The 19600-nt window shown below is 60.0% G+C and carries 18 protein-coding genes; 14 read left to right on the forward strand and 4 right to left on the reverse strand.

Annotated elements, in window-relative coordinates; translation table 11 throughout:
- Window positions 1-4: 4 nt before the first annotated feature.
- The gene (locus tag ABIE16_RS00905) at window positions 5-817 is read right to left on the reverse strand and encodes a cytochrome C assembly family protein (RefSeq protein ID WP_429520404.1); all 813 of its coding nucleotides are present in this window, start codon (window positions 815-817) and stop codon (window positions 5-7) included.
- A 210-nt stretch (window positions 818-1027) separates the two neighbouring features.
- Here ABIE16_RS00905 and ffh point away from each other — a divergent pair, with 210 nt between their 5' ends.
- The 5 genes from ffh (at window position 1028) to rplS (ending at window position 4599) form a co-directional block, all read left to right on the forward strand.
- Complete coding sequence (ffh, locus tag ABIE16_RS00910; protein ID WP_090457559.1) at window positions 1028-2404, forward strand: signal recognition particle protein; 1377 nt, start codon at window positions 1028-1030, stop codon at window positions 2402-2404.
- Between the two features lie 250 nt (window positions 2405-2654).
- On the forward strand, window positions 2655-2906 hold the full coding sequence (gene rpsP / locus ABIE16_RS00915; RefSeq protein WP_007972721.1) for a 30S ribosomal protein S16: 252 nt from the start codon (window positions 2655-2657) through the stop codon (window positions 2904-2906).
- A 5-nt stretch (window positions 2907-2911) separates the two neighbouring features.
- Window positions 2912-3448 carry a ribosome maturation factor RimM gene (rimM, locus tag ABIE16_RS00920; RefSeq protein ID WP_057713414.1) on the forward strand — a complete coding sequence of 179 codons (537 nt, stop codon included), beginning with the start codon at window positions 2912-2914 and terminating at the stop codon, window positions 3446-3448.
- Window positions 3449-3450: 2 nt separating this feature from the next.
- Window positions 3451-4203 (forward strand): tRNA (guanosine(37)-N1)-methyltransferase TrmD, encoded by a 753-nt coding sequence (gene trmD, locus ABIE16_RS00925; protein ID WP_007897583.1) that lies wholly within the window; start codon window positions 3451-3453, stop codon window positions 4201-4203.
- 45 nt (window positions 4204-4248) lie between these two features.
- Window positions 4249-4599: a 50S ribosomal protein L19 gene (rplS, locus tag ABIE16_RS00930; RefSeq protein WP_003175895.1), complete on the forward strand. Its 351-nt coding sequence runs from the start codon at window positions 4249-4251 to the stop codon at window positions 4597-4599.
- A gap of 204 nt (window positions 4600-4803) precedes the next feature.
- Here the strand turns inward: rplS and ABIE16_RS00935 are convergent, their stop codons facing one another.
- Window positions 4804-6615, reverse strand: coding sequence for a cation:proton antiporter (locus ABIE16_RS00935; protein WP_340312987.1), 1812 nt, complete (start codon window positions 6613-6615; stop codon window positions 4804-4806).
- A gap of 107 nt (window positions 6616-6722) precedes the next feature.
- Here ABIE16_RS00935 and xerD point away from each other — a divergent pair, with 107 nt between their 5' ends.
- The 6 genes from xerD (at window position 6723) to ABIE16_RS00965 (ending at window position 13455) form a co-directional block, all read left to right on the forward strand.
- The gene (gene xerD, locus ABIE16_RS00940) at window positions 6723-7619 is read left to right on the forward strand and encodes a site-specific tyrosine recombinase XerD (protein ID WP_056853624.1); all 897 of its coding nucleotides are present in this window, start codon (window positions 6723-6725) and stop codon (window positions 7617-7619) included.
- 266 nt (window positions 7620-7885) lie between these two features.
- Complete coding sequence (gene dsbC / locus ABIE16_RS00945) at window positions 7886-8617, forward strand: bifunctional protein-disulfide isomerase/oxidoreductase DsbC (protein WP_057713416.1); 732 nt, start codon at window positions 7886-7888, stop codon at window positions 8615-8617.
- Window positions 8618-8750: 133 nt separating this feature from the next.
- Window positions 8751-10055, forward strand: coding sequence for a homoserine dehydrogenase (locus tag ABIE16_RS00950; protein WP_057713417.1), 1305 nt, complete (start codon window positions 8751-8753; stop codon window positions 10053-10055).
- A 66-nt stretch (window positions 10056-10121) separates the two neighbouring features.
- Window positions 10122-11531 carry a threonine synthase gene (thrC, locus tag ABIE16_RS00955; protein WP_057713418.1) on the forward strand — a complete coding sequence of 470 codons (1410 nt, stop codon included), beginning with the start codon at window positions 10122-10124 and terminating at the stop codon, window positions 11529-11531.
- Window positions 11532-11650: 119 nt separating this feature from the next.
- Window positions 11651-13006, forward strand: coding sequence for a transporter substrate-binding domain-containing protein (locus ABIE16_RS00960; protein WP_057713419.1), 1356 nt, complete (start codon window positions 11651-11653; stop codon window positions 13004-13006).
- 161 nt (window positions 13007-13167) lie between these two features.
- Complete coding sequence (locus ABIE16_RS00965) at window positions 13168-13455, forward strand: DUF3509 domain-containing protein (RefSeq protein ID WP_046041997.1); 288 nt, start codon at window positions 13168-13170, stop codon at window positions 13453-13455.
- Window positions 13456-13624: 169 nt separating this feature from the next.
- Here the strand turns inward: ABIE16_RS00965 and ABIE16_RS00970 are convergent, their stop codons facing one another.
- Together ABIE16_RS00970 and ABIE16_RS00975 are read right to left on the reverse strand one after the other, a co-directional pair.
- On the reverse strand, window positions 13625-14593 hold the full coding sequence (locus tag ABIE16_RS00970) for a TIGR02285 family protein (RefSeq protein WP_429520405.1): 969 nt from the start codon (window positions 14591-14593) through the stop codon (window positions 13625-13627).
- Window positions 14547-15746: a CaiB/BaiF CoA transferase family protein gene (locus ABIE16_RS00975; RefSeq protein WP_057713422.1), complete on the reverse strand. Its 1200-nt coding sequence runs from the start codon at window positions 15744-15746 to the stop codon at window positions 14547-14549. The genes ABIE16_RS00970 and ABIE16_RS00975 overlap by 47 nt, the downstream gene beginning before the upstream one ends.
- 147 nt (window positions 15747-15893) lie before the next feature.
- On the opposite strand from ABIE16_RS00975, the gene ABIE16_RS00980 reads away from it, so the two are divergent.
- The 3 genes from ABIE16_RS00980 (at window position 15894) to ABIE16_RS00990 (ending at window position 19595) form a co-directional block, all read left to right on the forward strand.
- Window positions 15894-16436, forward strand: a complete 543-nt coding sequence (locus tag ABIE16_RS00980; RefSeq protein ID WP_007971297.1) for a YaeQ family protein — start codon at window positions 15894-15896, stop codon at window positions 16434-16436.
- 66 nt (window positions 16437-16502) lie between these two features.
- Entirely contained in the window at window positions 16503-18212 is a 1710-nt protein-coding gene (gene recJ, locus ABIE16_RS00985; protein ID WP_046042001.1) for a single-stranded-DNA-specific exonuclease RecJ, read from the forward strand.
- A gap of 276 nt (window positions 18213-18488) precedes the next feature.
- Entirely contained in the window at window positions 18489-19595 is a 1107-nt protein-coding gene (locus ABIE16_RS00990; RefSeq protein ID WP_150814679.1) for an NADH:flavin oxidoreductase/NADH oxidase, read from the forward strand.
- Window positions 19596-19600 lie beyond the last annotated feature (5 nt).

Here is a 19600-nt window from a genome sequence, read left to right on the forward strand (position 1 = left end):
CCCGTCAGATATGCAGGATGTATTCACGAACCAGCTTGCTGCCGAAATACGCCAGCATCAGCAGGCAAAAACCGGCCAGGGTCCAGCGAATGGCTTTGTGCCCGCGCCAGCCAAGGCGATTGCGTCCCCACAGCAGCACGCTGAAAACGACCCAGGCCAGGCAGGCCAGCAGTGTTTTGTGCACCAGATGCTGGGCGAACAGGTTCTCGACGAACAGCCAGCCGGAAATCAGCGACAGCGACAACAGCGTCCAGCCGGCCCATAGGAAACCGAACAGCAGGCTTTCCATGGTTTGCAGCGGCGGGAAGTTCTTGATCAGGCCGGATGGGTGTTTGTGCTTGAGCTGGTGGTCTTGAATCAGCAGCAGCAAGGACTGGAACACCGCGATGGTGAACATGCCATAGGCCAGAATCGAAAGCAGGATGTGGGCGAGGATGCCCGGCTCCTCATTGATGATCTGTACCGTGCCGGCGGGGGCAAAATGCGCCAGCAACACGGTCAAGGCCCCAAGCGGGAGCAGTAGGACCAGCAGGTTCTCCACCGGAATCCGCGAGCAGGCCAGCAGGGTCAGTGCGATGACCGCCACGGCTATCAGGCTGGCGGCACTGAAGAAGTCCAGGGCCAGGCCGGTCGGGGTCAGCAGGTGGGTGAGCAGGCTGACGCTGTGGGCCAATACGGCGAGCACGCCGAGTATGACCAGCAGGCGTTTGTTGACCTTGGCGCCGGACGCCAGGCGAGTGCCCTGGTAAATGGTCGCAGCGGCGTACAAGCAGGCGGCGGCGAGAGTAGTTAGCAAGCTGGGTGACAAGGGGAGCATAAATCCTGTTAGGCAAGCCCGAAAGTCGCTGAGTTTGGCATAGAACCCCCGCCACACGAAAGACCGCGCAACCCGACGGCGAGGTGTCCGCCGGCCGCAGTCTTCGCTATAATCCGCGACCTGCCCACGCCGCAGGCTCGCCGAGCACACGTTTAGTCCGGTCCGGGCCGCCATTATCCCGGTCTACACAGGGCCTGAAAGGATCGCGCAATGTTTGAAAACTTAACCGACCGTCTCTCGCAGACGCTGCGCCATGTCACCGGCAAGGCCAAGCTGACTGAAGACAACATCAAAGACACCCTGCGCGAAGTGCGCATGGCGTTGCTCGAAGCCGACGTCGCCCTGCCGGTGGTCAAGGACTTCGTCAATTCGGTCAAGGAACGCGCCGTCGGCACCGAGGTGTCACGCAGCCTGACGCCGGGCCAGGCCTTCGTGAAGATCGTCCAGGCCGAACTCGAAAGCCTGATGGGCGCGGCCAACGAAGATTTGAACCTGAGCGCAGTGCCGCCAGCGGTCATCCTCATGGCAGGTTTGCAGGGCGCTGGTAAAACCACCACCGCCGGCAAGCTCGCGCGCTTCCTTAAAGAGCGCAAGAAAAAGTCGGTCATGGTCGTGTCCGCCGACGTTTATCGTCCAGCGGCGATCAAGCAACTGGAAATGCTCGCCGGTGAAGTCGGCGTTACCTTCTTCCCGTCCGACCTGAGCCAGAAGCCGGTCGCGATCGCGCAAGCGGCTATTAAGGAAGCCAAACTCAAATTCATCGACGTGGTCATCGTCGATACCGCCGGTCGCCTGCACATCGATGAAGAGATGATGGGCGAGATCAAGGCCCTGCACGCCGCGATCAACCCGGTCGAAACCCTGTTCGTGGTAGACGCCATGACCGGCCAGGACGCCGCCAACACGGCCAAGGCCTTCGGCGATGCATTGCCGCTGACCGGTGTGATCCTGACCAAGGTCGACGGTGACGCCCGTGGCGGTGCCGCACTGTCGGTGCGCGCTATCACCGGCAAGCCGATCAAGTTCATCGGTATGGGCGAGAAGAGCGAAGCGCTCGATCCGTTCCATCCTGAGCGTATCGCCTCGCGCATCCTCGGCATGGGCGACGTGCTCAGTCTGATCGAGCAGGCAGAAGCGACCCTCGACAAGGACAAGGCCGACAAACTGGCCAAGAAGCTGAAGAAGGGCAAGGGCTTCGACCTCGAAGACTTCCGCGATCAGCTGCAACAGATGAAGAACATGGGCGGCCTCGGCGGGCTCATGGACAAGCTGCCGAACATGGGTGGCGTGAACCTGGCGCAAATGGGCAACGCCCAGGGTGCGGCAGAGAAGCAATTCAAGCAGATGGAAGCCATCATCAATTCCATGACCCCGGCCGAGCGCCGCGACCCTGAGATGATCAGTGGTTCGCGCAAGCGCCGGATCGCCATGGGTTCCGGCACCCAGGTGCAGGACATCGGCCGCTTGATCAAGCAGCACAAGCAGATGCAGAAGATGATGAAGAAGTTCTCCGCAAAAGGCGGAATGGCCAAGATGATGCGCGGCATGGGCGGAATGTTGCCCGGCGGCGGCATGCCAAAGATGTAAAAAATCCGCGCCGGTCATCGCACCGGCGCAGACCCGCAAGGAAGCGGGATCTCCAGCAAACCCGCACTTGGCGGGAGCTGACCGGCCGTTTTCAACGACGGCTCTATAGCAAATCTGCATGGCGGCCGATAGACCGCCGGAAAAAGTCATTTGCAAAAGTCCGGATATTCCTTAGAATATGCGGCCTTTCGGGCACCCATGCCCGCTGTGCCTTTAGATTTGCAGCACCGACTACAGGAACGATGTTCACATGCTAACAATCCGTCTTGCCCTTGGCGGCTCCAAAAAGCGCCCGTTTTACCACTTGACCGTAACCGACAGCCGCAACCCGCGCGACGGTTCGCACAAGGAACAGGTTGGCTACTTCAACCCTGTTGCCCGTGGTCAGGAAGTTCGTCTGTCCGTGAACCAAGAGCGCGTAGCCTACTGGCTGAGCGTTGGTGCACAACCTTCTGAGCGCGTTGCTCAGTTGTTGAAGGAATCTGCTAAGGCTGCGGCCTGAGCAATATGAACGCGACGCCAGCCATTGCTGATGATTTGATCGTTATCGGCAAGATTTATTCTGTTCACGGCGTTCGCGGCGAAGTGAAGGTGTACTCCTTTACTGATCCGATTAAAAACCTGCTGGACTACAAAACCTGGACGCTCAAGCGTGACGGTAATGTAAAGCAGGTAGAGCTGGTCAGCGGACGCGGGAATGACAAGTTCCTGGTCGCAAAGCTCAAGGGTCTCGATGATCGCGAAGAAGCTCGTCTTCTGGCCGGTTATGAGATCTGCGTGCCGCGCAACCTGTTCCCTGAACTGACCGACGGCGAGTACTACTGGTACCAGCTGGAAGGTCTCAAGGTCATCGATACGCACGGACAACTGTTCGGAAAAATCGATCACCTGCTGGAGACCGGCTCGAACGATGTCATGGTGGTCAAGCCTTGCGCTGGCAGCCTGGATGACCGCGAACGCCTGTTGCCCTATACGGAGCAATGCGTGTTGGCCGTTGACCTGGCCGCGGGCGAGATGAAGGTGGATTGGGACGCGGATTTCTAAGCGTGGCTAACTTGCGCGTAGAAGTGATCAGTCTGTTTCCCGAGATGTTTTCCGCCATCAGCGAGTACGGCATCACCAGTCGGGCGGTGAAACAGGGGCTCTTGCAGCTCACCTGTTGGAATCCGCGAGACTACACGACGGATCGACATCACACTGTGGACGATCGCCCGTTTGGCGGTGGTCCGGGCATGGTGATGAAGATCAAGCCCCTGGAAGATGCTCTGGTTCAGGCCAAGGCAGCAGCCGGGGAGGCGGCGAAGGTGATTTACCTGTCCCCCCAAGGCCGTCAACTGACTCAGTCGGCGGTACGCGAGTTGGCGAATCTGGATGCATTGATCCTGATTGCCGGCCGCTATGAAGGCATTGACGAGCGTTTTATTGATGCTCATGTCGATGAAGAGTGGTCGATTGGCGACTATGTACTGTCTGGCGGCGAGCTGCCGGCGATGGTCCTGATCGATGCGGTTACACGACTGCTGCCTGGAGCTTTAGGGCATGCGGACTCCGCAGAGGAAGATTCCTTTACGGATGGTTTGCTGGATTGCCCGCACTACACCCGACCGGAGGTGTATGCGGATCAGCGTGTTCCCGACGTATTGCTAAGTGGCAATCACGCGCACATCCGGCGTTGGCGTTTACAGCAGTCCCTTGGTCGGACCTTTGAACGACGCGCCGATCTTCTGGAAAGCCGCTCGCTTTCTGGAGAAGAGAAGAAGCTGCTCGAGGAATACATCCGCGAGCGGGACGATAGTTAACAACGTATCGATGGTAGATCCGACGATTTACCTTAGGAGCACAGCATGACTAACAAAATCATCCTTGCACTCGAAGCAGAGCAGATGACCAAAGAGATCCCTACCTTTGCCCCGGGCGACACCATTGTCGTTCAGGTGAAAGTGAAGGAAGGCGACCGTTCGCGTCTGCAAGCGTTCGAAGGTGTTGTTATCGCCAAGCGTAACCGCGGCGTAAACAGTGCATTCACCGTTCGTAAAATCTCCAACGGTGTTGGCGTAGAGCGTACTTTCCAGACCTACTCCCCGCAAATCGACAGCATGGCTGTCAAGCGTCGCGGTGACGTACGTAAAGCCAAGCTGTACTACCTGCGCGACCTGTCGGGCAAAGCAGCTCGCATCAAGGAAAAACTGGCTTAAGTCCAGCTTCCGATGCAAAAAAAAGCAGCCTGCGGGCTGCTTTTTTGTTGCCTGCGGTTTAACGAATTCTCCGGATCGCGGCCTGACGCGAGACCGGGTTGCGGCCATCGCGAGCAAGCTCGCTCCCACAGTAGATCTTCTGCGACCACAATGCCTGTGAACGCCATAGATCCCCTGTGGGAGCGAGCTTGCTCGCGATGCGATTTACATAGCGTCGCTGGTTTCAGGCTGAATCAACGCCAACAACGTCCACCCTGCTGAAGGCTTGACCGCACTGTCCGGCGTCACCACATGCACCCAGCCACTGTCATCACGAGCAAACAGCAGAGTCGCACGCTCGCCATGCAACGCCTGATAATCCTCCCAGCCAAAGCCCTCGGTCAGGTTCGTGCTGTACAACTCAGCCCCCTGATGCAGCTGATTGGCCAGCTTGATATAGGTTAACTCCTCATTGCCTAGCAAACGCCCGCGATGTTCATGGCTGGCGCGATGCTTGTCGGTGCGTCGGCTCTCCTGGCCGCTGGCCAGTCCGAACAGCCGTTGATGGCCGAAATCATGGCGAAAACGCATTGCGGCGAGGGTGTTCAACTCCCCGGACGGTGACAGCGTCAGCAAATGTCCAAGTCCGACCAGATCCAGATGTGCATCGGCATGTTGCGAGGCCGGGTTGCCAAAATAGGTCGGCAAGCCTTCCATCCGGGCTGCGCGAATGTTTTCCCAGCTCGAATCCGTCAACAGTACGCGACTGCCCAGTTGCTGCAGGGCCTTGCCCAGCGTGCGCGCAGGTCCGTTGGCGCCGATGATCAGAAAGCCGCTCGGTGCCGGTTCCGCCACCTTCAGCAGGCGCGCCAGCGGTCGTGCCGTCGCGCTTTGCAACACCACCGTGCCGATGATCACCGCAAAGGTGAGCGGCACCAGCAGCAACGCTCCCTGGTGACCGGCCTCATGCAGGCGAATGGCGAAGATTGCCGACACCGCCGCTGCCACGATGCCCCTTGGGGCAATCCACGCCAGCAGCGCCCGTTCGCGCCAACCCAGGCTGGAGCCCGCCGTGCTCAGCAGCACATTCAAAGGGCGGGCGATGAACTGAATGACCAGCAGCAAAATCAGCACCAGAGGCCCGAGGCCGATCATGGCGTTCAGGTCCAGCCGTGCCGCCAGCAGAATGAACAGGCCGGAGATCAGCAATACGCTGAGGTTTTCCTTGAAATGCAGGATGTGCCGTACATCCACGCCTTTCATGTTGGCCAGCCACATGCCCATCAGTGTCACGGCCAGCAACCCGGATTCATGGGTGACCTCGTTGGAGGCAATGAAAATACCCAGGACTGCCGCGAGCGCCGCCAGGTTGTGCAGGTATTCCGGCAGCCACTGGCGGCGAATCAGGGTGCCGAGCAACCAGCCACCAAAAATACCGAACAGGCTCCCGCACAAAATCACGCCGCCGAAGGTCAGCAGGCTTTCCTTGAGGCCGTTACCTTCGGCACTGGCAATGATGAAGCTATAGACGACTACCGCCAGCAGGGCGCCGATGGGGTCGATGACAATGCCTTCCCAGCGCAGGATATTGGCAATCGACGCTTTCGGGCGCACGACGCGCAGCATCGGTACGATCACAGTTGGCCCTGTCACCAGGGTCAGGCTGCCGAACAGGATGGCCAGCAACCAGTCGAACCCCAGCAGCCAGTGAGTGGCGACAGCAATGACCACCCAGGTGGAGAGGGCGCCAATGGTGACCAAGCGATGGACGACGCTGCCGATTTCGCGCCACTCGGACAGATGCAGGGTCAGGCTGCCTTCGAACAGGATCAGCGCCACCGCCAAGGACACCAGCGGCATCAGCAATGGCCCGAACATTTCTTGCGGGTCGAGCAAGTGCAGCACGGGGCCAGCCAGGATGCCGGTCAGCAGCAGAAAAAGAATCGCCGGCAATTTCAAGCGCCAGGCCAGCCATTGGCAAAGCAGCGCCGCCGCGCCTATCCCGCCAAATGCCAATAAAATCTGCTGCTCGCTCATTGCTGCTCCCTGTTCCTTGAAATGGCGGCCTATGAAAGACTAGCGGCCGTTTTCATGTCCAATCTTAATTTTGCGTGCAGCCTCAAGGCTGCATGATTCGAGTACCCATGCCTGCCATCGATCACCCGCTGATAGACCAATTCCTCGATGCCCTGTGGTTGGAGAAAGGTCTTTCCGACAACACCCGCGATGCCTATCGCAGTGACCTGGCGCTGTTCAACGGCTGGTTGCAGGAAAAAGGGCTGGAGCTGATCAACGCTGGCCGCGAACTGATCCTTGATCACCTGGCTTGGCGTCTGGAACAAAACTACAAGCCTCGTTCCACTGCGCGATTTCTCTCCGGTGTGCGTGGGTTCTATCGCTATTTGCTGCGGGAAAAACTCATCGCCGTCGATCCGACCCTTCGCATCGACATGCCGCAGCTGGGTAGGCCGCTGCCGAAATCCTTGTCGGAAGCCGACGTGGAGGCGCTGTTGAAAGCGCCGGACCTGAGCGAAGCCATTGGCCAGCGTGACCGGGCCATGCTTGAAGTCCTGTACGCCTGCGGCCTGCGAGTGACAGAGCTGATCAGCCTGACGCTGGAGCAGGTCAATCTACGTCAGGGCGTGCTGCGTGTGATGGGCAAGGGCAGCAAGGAGCGTCTGGTGCCGATGGGTGAAGAGGCAATTGTCTGGGTCGAGCGCTACATGCGCGATGGCCGTGGCGAACTGCTCGGCGGGCGTCCCAGCGATGTGTTGTTCCCGAGTCAACGTGGCGAGCAGATGACGCGTCAAACCTTCTGGCACCGGATCAAGCACCAGGCCAAGGTGGCCGGGATCGGCAAGTCGCTGTCGCCGCACACCTTGCGCCATGCCTTCGCCACGCATCTGCTCAATCACGGTGCAGACCTGCGGGTGGTGCAGATGCTGCTGGGGCACAGCGATTTGTCTACGACGCAGATCTACACCCATGTTGCCCGGGCGCGCTTGCAGGATCTGCACGCCAAGCATCATCCACGCGGGTGAACTTCCCGAGATCCGCTTTTCTGTGGGAGCGGGCTTGCCCGCGAAGAGGTCGGCACATACAACATTGATGTCGCCTGATACGACGCTTTCGCGAGCAAGCCCGCTCCCACAGGAGATTGTGTCGCTACAAATGTCTTGCATCAGGTGCATTCGGCCATGTGGGCCTTATGTGATAGGCTGGGCCGGTTTGCACGATGGGCGTTTATGACCCGGTGTTTCGGCACGGGCGTTCTGATCGTCCCATTTGTCCGTCTTCAGGAGTTCTCATGCGTCTGACCCAGATTTTCGCCGCCGCAGCCATTGCGTTGGTCAGCACCTTTGCCGTCGCCGATGACGCGGCCGACAAAGCCATTCGTAAAAGCCTGGAAAACCTCCAGCTCGAAGTGCCGGTAGAGACCATCACCGCCAGCCCGTTGCCAGGCCTGTACGAAGTCAAGCTCAAGGGCAGCCGTGTGCTGTACGCCAGCGCCGACGGCCAGTACGTGGTTCAGGGCTACCTGTTCGATCTCAAGGACGGCAAGCCGGTCAACCTGACCGAGAAGACCGAACGCCAGGGCATCTCCAAGCTGATCAACGCCATCCCGGTTGCCGAAACCGTTGTCTACCCGGCCATTGGCGAAACCAAGTCGCACATCACCGTATTCACCGACACCACTTGCCCGTACTGCCACAAGCTGCACGCCGAAGTGCCTGAACTGAACAAACGCGGCATCGAAGTGCGTTACGTCGCGTTCCCGCGTCAGGGCCTGGGCTCGCCGGGTGACGAGCAACTGCAAGCGGTGTGGTGCTCGAAAGACAAGAAAGCGGCCATGGACAAAATGGTCGACGGCAAGGAAATCAAGGCCGCCAAGTGCGATAACCCGGTTTCCAAACAGTTCGCCCTCGGCCAGTCGATCGGCGTGAATGGCACACCGGCCATCGTTTTGGCCGACGGTCAGGTCATTCCGGGCTACCAGCCTGCGCCACAAGTCGCCAAACTGGCGCTGGGCGCGAAGTAAATTCGCATCGTCACGGCAAGCCTTGACGATCATGGTCCGGTAGCGACATTCGCCGGGCCATCAATAGAGAGCCGCGAGTCTGCGGTTGTTTTCACGGCCGGCCTCGAGTCGGCCGTTTTATGGGGAGTTCACAGTGAAACCGGTCAAAGTAGGCATCTGTGGGTTAGGAACCGTCGGTGGCGGTACCTTCAACGTACTTCAGCGCAACGCCGAGGAAATTGCTCGTCGTGCCGGGCGTGGAATCGAAGTGGCACAAATTGCCATGCGCACGCCAAAGCCTCAGTTCCAAACGACCGGTATTGCGATTACCAACGATGTCTTCGAAGTGGCCACGAACCCTGAGATCGACATCGTCATAGAGCTGATGGGCGGCTACACCGTTGCCCGCGAGCTGGTACTCAAGGCCATCGAGAATGGCAAGCATGTGGTCACCGCGAACAAGGCGCTTATCGCCGTTCACGGTAATGAAATTTTCGCCAAGGCCCGCGAGAAGGGCGTGATCGTTGCGTTCGAAGCGGCGGTGGCCGGTGGCATCCCGGTGATCAAGGCGATCCGCGAAGGCCTGTCCGCCAACCGCATCAACTGGGTAGCCGGCATCATCAACGGCACCGGCAACTTCATCCTGACGGAAATGCGCGAGAAGGGTCGCACCTTCGAAGATGTATTGGCCGAAGCCCAGGCCCTGGGTTACGCCGAAGCCGATCCGACCTTCGACGTCGAGGGTATCGACGCCGCTCACAAGCTGACGATCCTGGCATCCATCGCGTTCGGTATTCCGTTGCAGTTCGACAAGGCTTACACCGAAGGCATCACCAAGCTGACCACCGCCGACGTGAACTACGCCGAAGCGCTGGGCTACCGCATCAAGCACCTGGGCGTGGCGCGCAGCACCGCGGCCGGTATCGAACTGCGCGTGCACCCGACGCTGATCCCGGCCGATCGCCTGATCGCCAACGTCAACGGCGTGATGAACGCGGTGATGGTCAACGGCGATGCTGCCGGTTCGACCCTGTTCTACGGCGCTGGCGCCGGCATGGAACCGACCGCTTCGTCGGTGATCGCCGACCTGGTGGACGTGGTCCGCGCCATGACTTCCGACCCGGAAAACCGCGTACCACACCTGGCGTTCCAGCCGGATTCGCTGTCGGCTCACCCGATCCTGCCGATCGAAGCCTGCGAAAGCGCCTACTACCTGCGCATCCAGGCCAAGGACCATCCGGGCGTATTGGCTCAGGTCGCGAGCATCCTTTCGGAGCGCGGCATCAACATCGAGTCGATCATGCAGAAGGAAGCCGAGGAGCACGACGGCCTGGTGCCGATGATCCTGCTGACCCACCGTGTGGTGGAACAGCGCATCAACGACGCCATCGCTGCTTTGGAGGCCTTGGCGGGTGTGGTCGGTCCGGTCGTACGGATCCGTGTCGAGCACCTGAACTAAGCCGATATCGTTGACCGGGCTCGCTTGCGGGCCCGGCACTACGAACACTGTCCATTGGAGTCAGTCATGCGTTACATCAGTACCCGCGGCCAGGCACCGGCCCTGAATTTCGAAGACGTCCTGCTGGCTGGTCTTGCCACCGACGGCGGTCTGTACGTCCCGGAAAACCTGCCACGTTTCACCCAGGAAGAAATCGCCTCCTGGGCCGGCCTGCCGTATCACGAACTGGCCTTCCGCGTCATGCGCCCGTTCGTCACCGGCAGCATTCCGGACGCCGATTTCAAAAAGATTCTTGAAGAAACCTACGGCGTGTTCGCCCACAGCGCCGTTGCGCCGCTGCGTCAGCTGAACGGCAACGAATGGGTGCTGGAGCTGTTCCACGGCCCGACCCTGGCGTTCAAGGACTTCGCCCTGCAACTGCTCGGTCGTCTGCTCGACTACGTGCTGGAAAAGCGCGGCGAGCGCGTGGTGATCGTCGGTGCCACCTCCGGTGACACCGGTTCGGCCGCCATCGAAGGCTGCAAGCACTGCGAAAACGTCGACATCTTCATCCTGCACCCGCATAACCGTGTGTCCGAGGTGCAGCGTCGCCAGATGACCACGATTTTCGGCGAGAACATCCACAACATCGCCATCGAAGGCAACTTCGATGACTGCCAGGAAATGGTCAAGGCGAGCTTCGCCGATCAGAGCTTCCTCAAAGGCACTCGCCTGGTCGCGGTGAACTCGATCAACTGGGCGCGGATCATGGCCCAGATCGTTTACTACTTCCACGCATCCCTGCAGTTGGGCGGCCCGGCGCGTTCGGTGTCGTTCTCGGTGCCAACCGGCAACTTCGGCGACATCTTCGCCGGTTACCTGGCGCGCAACATGGGCCTGCCGATCAACCAGTTGATCGTCGCCACCAACCGCAACGACATCCTGCACCGCTTCATGAGCGGCAACCAGTACGTCAAGGACACCCTGCACGCCACGCTGTCGCCGTCGATGGACATCATGGTCTCGTCGAACTTCGAACGCCTGCTGTTCGACCTGCACGGTCGCAACGGCGCGGCCATCGCCGGGCTGATGGATTCGTTCAAGCAGGGTGGCGGTTTCAGCGTCGAGCAAGAGCGCTGGACCGAAGCCCGCAAGTTGTTCGACTCGCTGGCCGTGGATGACGCGCAAACCTGCGAAACCATTGCCGAAGTCTACGAGCAGACTGGCGAAGTGCTGGATCCACACACAGCCATCGGCGTGAAAGCTGCCCGGGAATGCCGTCGCAGCCTGGATATTCCAATGGTGATCCTGGGCACCGCCCACCCGGTCAAATTCCCGGACGCCGTGGAAAAAGCCGGTGTAGGAAAAGCGCTCGAACTGCCGGTACATCTTTCTGATTTGTTTGAGCGAGACGAACGTTGCACCGTATTGCCAAATGACCTGAAGGCCGTGCAGGCCTTTGTCAGCCAGCATGGCAACCGCGGCAAGCCGCTGTAACCGGTCAGCGCTGTTACATTTTGAAGCCCGTCTCCTGACGGGCTTTTTCATTTCTGCATGCACACTTGTCGTGTTATCGCCGCGAAGGGACAGGCGAATGGATCACCAAGGACGTGGGAATGCTGTTTACAAGTGTGTTCAAGCCAGTCGCGCGCTGGCTGTTTTTATTCGGCATGCTGGGAATCGCCGAATGGGGAGGGGCAAGCCCTGCATCGATTCAGGAGCGTGGGAAGTCTGCCGCACGGTCAATGGTCGTGCTGGATGACCAGGAGTTGCAGTGGATGGCCAAGCATCCTCGGGTTGTGGTCACGGCGCTGGAATACCCGTTGTACCTGTTCAAGGATGAACATGGCCAATGGACGGGCTTGAACAGTGACCTGCTCAAGCGCATCAGTGACATGACGGGGTTGCAGTTCGTTTACCAAGAGTCTTTTTCCACCGATCAGATGCTGGCCCATCTGGAAAGCGGCGCTGCGGATTTGAGTACGACCCTGGCGATGAATGACGAACGCAAGGCGTTTCTTGATTTCAGCCATGCATTCGGCGGTGCAGGATGGGTCTTTCTCGGGCAGGCCGGAGCACCACCGGTGCAGTCGCTGGAGGATCTGGCGAAGCGGGTACTGGTGCTGCCGACCCGGCATGCACTGGAAGCGATGATCCGTCGCAATTATCCGTCCATCGAGTTGCGTTCGGTTAAAACCTACGCCGAAGCCCGTGCCTGGGTGGAAAGCGGCGAAGCCTACGCCACCATCGAAAGCGAAATCGGCGCCCAGCTTATTCCGTCGGGCCGGCTAAAGATCGACGCCGTGGTGCCGGGAAAATGGGATGCGGATTATCTGGCAGTGCGCAAAGGCCAGCCGCAGTTGCTGAGTATCCTCAACAAGGCGCTTGAGGCGTTTCCTGAACAGGAGTTGCGCGGCCTTCGCCTGAAGTGGTTCGGCGGCGCTACCGCGCCACAGGCGCCTGGCCTCTGGCAGCGGATTGACCAGTGGGTTTGCTGGGGCGTGTTGGTGGTCAGCCTGTTCGGTCTGTTGTCCCTGCTCTGGAATCGGCGGTTGGCGGTGGTGGTCAGGCAACGGGTCGAGGCTCAAAGCAGTCTGCGCGATCAGCTCGCCTTCCAGCATGCCCTGATGGATGCCATGCCTGACCCGATGTTTGTCCGTGATCTGCAAGGGCGCTTGATCATGTGCAACAAAAGTTATGAGGACGCCTTGTCGACGCGTTTTGACCGGATGCAGGGGCGGCAGTTGATCGAGGTCGATGCCATGCCCAGACAAACCGCGGAACTGCTGCATGCCGAGTTCATGGCGCAATTGAGTACGCGCAGGACGCGCTTTTTCGAGCGTCAATTGATGTTCAAGGACGGTGTCAGGGATATCTACCAGTGGACAGTGCCGTTTTATACGGCGGATGGCCAGCTACGAGGATTGTTGGGGGGATGGGCCGACATCGCCCGGCGCACCCGACAGACGTGATGGTTGGGTTTTTTCTCTGTCATGTTCGCCGTGCATGCTCTCTTGACTGGGCTGCAGGTTAGCCTGCAGTCAGTACCCAGAACTTTCTTCTCGGGCCAGCGGTCATTTGTAGTAGGCATGCCCCAGGCACGTTGTTTTCGGACTATTGAGTGGTGATCGGGATGGAAAGTATCAGTCTGTTGCTCGGTGAGGCGCTAAGCCCGTATCAGGTTACGTTGACCCCGTCAGGCATTCGTGGCGAATGCCGGGTGACCCTGAAGAATGCTATCGGCGCGACCGTGGTCGAGCGCGAGTTCAATCAGGCCCAGTTGAATGACAAACGCCTGCTGACGGATGTGGTCGACGGTTTGCATCGCGACGTGCTGATTGCTGAAGGACGTCTTGAGCCTTGTGTGATCGCGGCATTGCGTAATGCGGCGCAGGACAAGCTGCTGGCCAGCCGCAATTGAACGGTTTTTTGCGGGAACCTTCCCGCGCCCAGGTCAGTCAGACTTTGTAACAGCAGGATCAAGCATTGTGCTCCGGTGCTTGTAGCTTGCTGCTACTGGTCTCCAAGCAGACCACGTTTGACCCCGAGTCGTCTCCCCACTTCTCGGGGTTTCTTTTGCCCGGGATTTGTCAGGGGTGCGCCAGATTGTCGAAAAACGCCTTGGTGTCTTTCAGGTAATCGTTGCGGCTTTCGGGATCCAGCCAGGCGGCGTAGGCCTCATCGAGGCGTTCACGGGGAAGGGTGCGCAACACCTGGTTGATCTCGACAATGGCCTGCCGGCCCTTTGGCGTGTCGGTGCAACCGATATAACCGGACAGGTATTTGCCCGTGCCACGGATCGGATAGAACTGCAATTCATCCTCGGCAATGCCTTGCAGCGAGGCCTGGTAGCGTATTTCCGGGCGATAACCCAACAGCAGGCGTAAGCGTCCCAGGCGCTGCATTTGCAGCAGGCTGCCCAAGGCGTCGTTACCGTAATGAGGGGCCAGCGCGTCGGCTGGCGCTTGCTTGAGCAGTCCGTCGAGGTATTCGCCGTAATTGCGCTCGGCAATAATTCCCAGTTTTTCGCTACCGCTGGCGAGCAGCGCTGCCAGGTCCACTTCGTCGTCCTTGATAAATGGCGTCAGCACTTTCTGGTCGACGCGCCGCACGGCCAAGCCATTGCTCATGGCGCGGAAGACCGGAATGGAAAAGGCGATCCACTTTTCCCGTTCCTTGCTCCAGTTCAGCGCCGCGTCGCAGACGAGGGACGGTTCGTGGAGCATTTGCAGTCCACGCGCGCGATTGACCCTCATCACGCTGTGCTGGTATTGCGGCATGCCGGCAATCAATAGTGGAAGCAATTGATCGATAACGCCCAGACCCTTTTTCGGCCCGTCGAAAATCGTCAGCGGCGGCAGGTCGCGCTTGAGCCAGATCAGGGGTTCCCCGGTTTGCGCCAGGGCTGACGGGATCGGTCCAGGGAGCAGGAACAAGATCGCCAGCATGCACAGCAGCCGCCCGCCGCGTGGCGGGCAGTGTCGAGTGGGCCATGCGGGCAGGTGCCTCAGCCTAGATGGCTCCGTCTTTGCGCAACTGTGCAATCTGCGTCGCGTCATAGCCAAGTTCCTGGAGTACCTGTGCGTTGTGCTCACCCAGTTGTGGCCCGACCCATTCACATTCCCCGGGTGTCTCTGAGAGTTTCGGCACAATGCCCGGCATCTTGAAGTCTTTGCCATCCGGCAGCTTGGCTTGCAGGAACATTTCCCGCGCCAGGTACTGGGGGTCATTGAACATGTCTTCGGCGCTGAAGATCCGGCTGGCCGGCACCTCGGCCTGATTGAGCTGCGCCAGCACCCTGTCCAGCGGCAACGAGTTGACCCAGCGATCGATGACGCCATAAATCTCGTCGCGTCGGGCATCGCGGCCATCGTTGCTGGCAAGCTGGGGGTCGTTGGCCAAGTCTTCCCGGCCAATGATCAGCATGAAGCGTTTGAAAATCGCGTCGCCATTGGCGCCGATCTGCACGTGCTTGCCATCGGCACTGGTGTGGATCGAGGACGGGGTGATGCCGGGCATGATATTGCCCGTGCGTTCGCGGATGAAACCGAATACGTCGAACTCCGGAACCATGCTTTCCATCATCGCGAAGATGGCTTCGTACAGCGCCACGTCCACCACTTGCCCCAGACCGCCGTTGACTTCGCGATGACGCAGGGCCATCAGCGCGCCGATCACGCCCCAGAGCGCGGCAATCGAGTCGCCGATGGAAATGCCGGTGCGCACGGGTGGGCGGTCTTCGAAGCCGGTGATGTAGCGCAGGCCCCCCATCGACTCACCGACCGCGCCAAAGCCGGGCTGATCCTTCATCGGGCCGGTCTGGCCGAAACCCGACAGCCGCACCATGACCAGTTTCGGGTTCAAGGCGTGCAGGACGTCCCACCCCAGGCCGAGTTTTTCCAGGACGCCGGGACGAAAGTTTTCGATCAGTATGTCTGCCTCACCCAGCAGCTGTTTCAGGATGGCCTGACCGTCGGGGTGCTTGAGGTTGAGAGTCAGGGACTTTTTGTTGCGGGCCTGGACGAACCACCACAACGAAGTGCCTTCATACAACTTGCGCCATTTGCGCAATGGATCACCGCCGTCCGGGGATTCGATCTTGATTACGTCGGCACCGAATTCCGCGCAAATACGCGAGGCAAACGGGCCGGCAATCAAGGTGCCCAATTCGATGACTTTCAGACCGGAAAGCGGTTTGGCGGTGAACGGCATGCTGGATCCTGTGGGGCAAAGGTTGAGCGGATAGAGCGTTTTAACATAGCCGACTGTCAGACGCTCCAGCTTGATTGTGTTCAATTCGTGGATTGCCCGTCGCATCGGTTAGACTTGCCGCCTTTCCTCGTATCAAGAAGCCCGTACATGGCCCAGCCGTCCACGACCTACAAGTTTGAACTGAACCTCACCGACCTCGACCGCAGCGTCTATGAGAGCGTGAAGCAGACCATCGCCCGTCATCCTTCGGAAACCGAAGAGCGCATGACCGTGCGCCTGCTGGCCTACGCCCTCTGGTACAACGAGCAGTTGTCTTTTGGCCGCGGTTTGTCGGAAGTGGATGAACCGGCCTTGTGGGAAAAAAGCCTGGATGACCGCGTCCTGCACTGGATCGAAGTCGGCCAGCCGGATGCCGAGCGCCTGACCTGGTGCTCGCGCCGCACTGAACGTACCAGCCTGTTGGCCTACGGCAGCCTGCGCGTGTGGGAGGGCAAAGTGGTGCCGGCGGTGAAAAACCTGAAGAACGTCAACATCGCTGCCGTGCCTCAGGAAGTCCTGGAAACCCTGGCCAAAGACATGCCCCGCGTCATCAAGTGGGACGTGATGATCAGCGAAGGGACGATCTTCGTCACCGACGACCGTGGTCAGCACGAAGTCCAGTTGCAGTGGCTGGCCGGTGAGCGCGGCTGATTTTTCGCAACTGCCCCGCGTCACCCGGTTTTATCCTACGTATTGAAGAGAAGCATCTTTCACCCCATGCGCATCGAACCTCGCCTGCTGCCCGACACCCTGCCATTCCTCGGTGATATTCCGCCGCTGTTGACCCGCCTGTATGCGGCTCGGGGCGTGCTGTCCGAGGCGGAACTGGACAAGAGCCTGGCGCGGTTGATTCCGTTCCAGCAACTCAAGGGCATCGATGCCGCGGTGGATCTGCTGGTGACTGCGCTCGAACAGCGTCAGCGCATTCTGATCGTCGGCGACTTTGATGCCGACGGCGCGACGGCGAGCACCGTGGGCACCTTGGGGTTGCGTCTGTTGGGGGCGGCACATGTCGACTACCTGGTGCCCAACCGATTCGACTACGGCTATGGCCTGACACCGGAAATCGTCGCGGTGGCGCTTGAGCGTCAGCCGCATTTGCTGATCACCGTCGACAACGGCATCTCCAGCGTCGAAGGCGTGGCAGCGGCGAAAAAGGCCGGGCTCAAGGTGCTCGTCACCGACCACCACTTGCCCGGTGACGAGCTGCCGTTGGCCGATGCCATCGTCAATCCGAACCAGCCCGGTTGCGAGTTTCCGAGCAAGGCGCTGGCCGGCGTCGGGGTGATTTTCTATGTGTTGATGGCCCTGCGTGCGCGGTTGCGCGAGCTGGGCTGGTACACAAGCAAGCCGCAGCCGAATATAGGCGAACTGCTCGATCTGGTGGCTCTTGGCAGCGTGGCCGACGTGGTGCCGCTGGATGCCAACAACCGGATTCTGGTGCATCAGGGCCTGGAGCGGATTCGCGCTGGACGTGCCCGGCCGGGAATCAAGGCGATCCTCGAAGTGGCCAAGCGCGATCATGCGCGCATCACCTCCACCGATCTGGGCTTCATTGTCGGCCCGCGCCTGAACGCAGCAGGGCGCCTGGACGACATGAGCCTGGGCATCGAATGCCTGCTGACCGAAGACGCAGGTCTGGCCCGTGAGATGGCGGCGCAACTGGACGGCATGAACCAGGATCGCAAATCCATCGAGCAAGGGATGCAGCGCGAAGCGCTGGCGCAGCTCAAGGATCTGCCGGTGGAGTCGATGCCGTTCGGCTTGTGCCTGTTCGATCCCGAGTGGCACCAAGGCGTCATCGGTATCCTCGCGTCACGGATGAAAGAGCGCTATTTCCGCCCGACCATCGCCTTTGCCGATGCCGGAGATGGCCTGCTCAAGGGCTCGGGGCGTTCGGTCCAGGGCTTTCACATCCGCGACGCCTTGAGTGTGGTGGCGGCGCAGCATCCGAATCTGATCACCAAATACGGTGGCCACGCGATGGCGGCCGGCCTGACGCTGCCGGAAGCAAATTTCCCCTTGTTCGCCGAAGCCTTTGACGCTGAAGTGCGCCGGCAGCTGCGCGAAGAAGATCTGACTGGTCGCCTGTTGTCGGACGGCACCCTGGCGGTGGAAGAGTTCCACCTGGAGCTGGCTCGTGCCTTGCGGCATGCCGGTCCTTGGGGACAACACTTCCCGGAACCGTTGTTTCATGGGGTGTTCCAGCTGGTCGAGCAGCGCGTCGTTGGCGAGCGGCATCTTAAAGTCGTGCTCAAAAGTGAATGTGGTTCGGTGAAACTCGACGGCATTGCCTTCGGGATCGATCGCGATATCTGGCCGAATCCGACCATCAAATGGGTGGAGCTGGCCTACAAGCTCGACCTCAACGAGTTTCGCGGCAACGAGACGGTTCAATTGATGATTGCCCACATCGAACCGCGTTGACCCCCTGTAGGAGCGAGCTCGCTCGCGATGGACGACAGGACACCGCGGGGTATCAGGTCCCCAACGCTATCGTTCACGCCCATCGCGAGCGAGCTCGCTCCTACAAGGGGGCAACATCCCTCGATGTCGACTAGGCTCTAAGCACTGCTTGATTTTGGCCTTGTGACGTCTTGTCGAATTTTTTGCCCGCGGGGGCGGGTGTTGTACCTTTTTCCTGTCACTCGTCGACTATTCAAACAGAACCTGGAGCCTGCCCACTGATTCGAGAGGTGCCCCATGAGTCTGCTGCTTGAACCCTTTACCCTTCGCCAATTGACCCTGCCCAACCGCATCGCGGTATCGCCGATGTGCCAGTACTCCAGCGCCGATGGCCTGGCCAATGACTGGCATCTGGTCCACCTCGGCAGCCGTGCTATCGGCGGGGCCGGGCTGGTGTTTACCGAAGCCACGGCGGTCACCGCCGACGGGCGTATCACGGCCGAGGATCTCGGTCTGTGGAATGATGAACAGATCGAACCCCTGCAACGCATCACCCGCTTCATCAACGCCCAGGGCGCCGTTGCCGGCATTCAGCTGGCCCATGCCGGGCGCAAGGCCAGCACCCACCGGCCGTGGCTCGGCAAGCATGGCAGCGTCAAACCCGACGAGGGCGGCTGGGTACCGGTCGGACCTTCGCCGATTGCGTTCGACCCGCAGCACACCCAACCCAAACAACTGGATGACGACGAGATCGCCAAGGTGATCCAGGCCTTTGTCGATGCGGCAAAGCGCTCACTGACGGCCGGTTTCAAAGTGGTCGAAGTGCACGCGGCCCATGGTTACCTGTTGCATCAATTCCTGTCGCCGTTGAGCAATCAGCGTCGCGATCAATATGGCGGTTCGTTCGAAAATCGTATTCGGCTGGTGCTGCAGGTCACCGAAGCGGTGCGTGCGGTGTGGCCTGAAGAGTTGCCGGTGTTTGTCCGGGTCTCGGCCACCGACTGGGTGGAAGACGGCTGGAACCCCGATGAAACCGTAGAGCTGGCCCGCCGCCTCAAAGCCTTGGGGGTCGACCTGATCGACGTCTCGTCGGGCGGGACGGCAGTCAATGCCGAAATTCCCACAGGGCCCGGTTACCAGACCCGCTTCGCCGAGCGCGTGCGCAAGGAGTCGGGCATGGCCACCGGCACAGTCGGCATGATCACCGAGCCGGCCCAGGCCGAGCACATCCTGCGCACCTGTCAGGCGGACATCATCTTCCTGGCCCGTGAGTTGTTGCGCGATCCGTACTGGGCGCTGCACGCGGACGACGACCTGGGTGGGCACAAGGCCGTGTGGCCGGCGCAATATCAGCGGGCGACTCACCGTGAGCAGCCCATTCATGAATCGGATTTGCGCGACTGAAATCC

The sequence above is a fragment of the Pseudomonas sp. 2725 genome (genome assembly GCF_050434585.1).
In the GTDB taxonomy this organism is placed as follows: Bacteria; Pseudomonadota; Gammaproteobacteria; order Pseudomonadales; family Pseudomonadaceae; genus Aquipseudomonas; species Aquipseudomonas jessenii.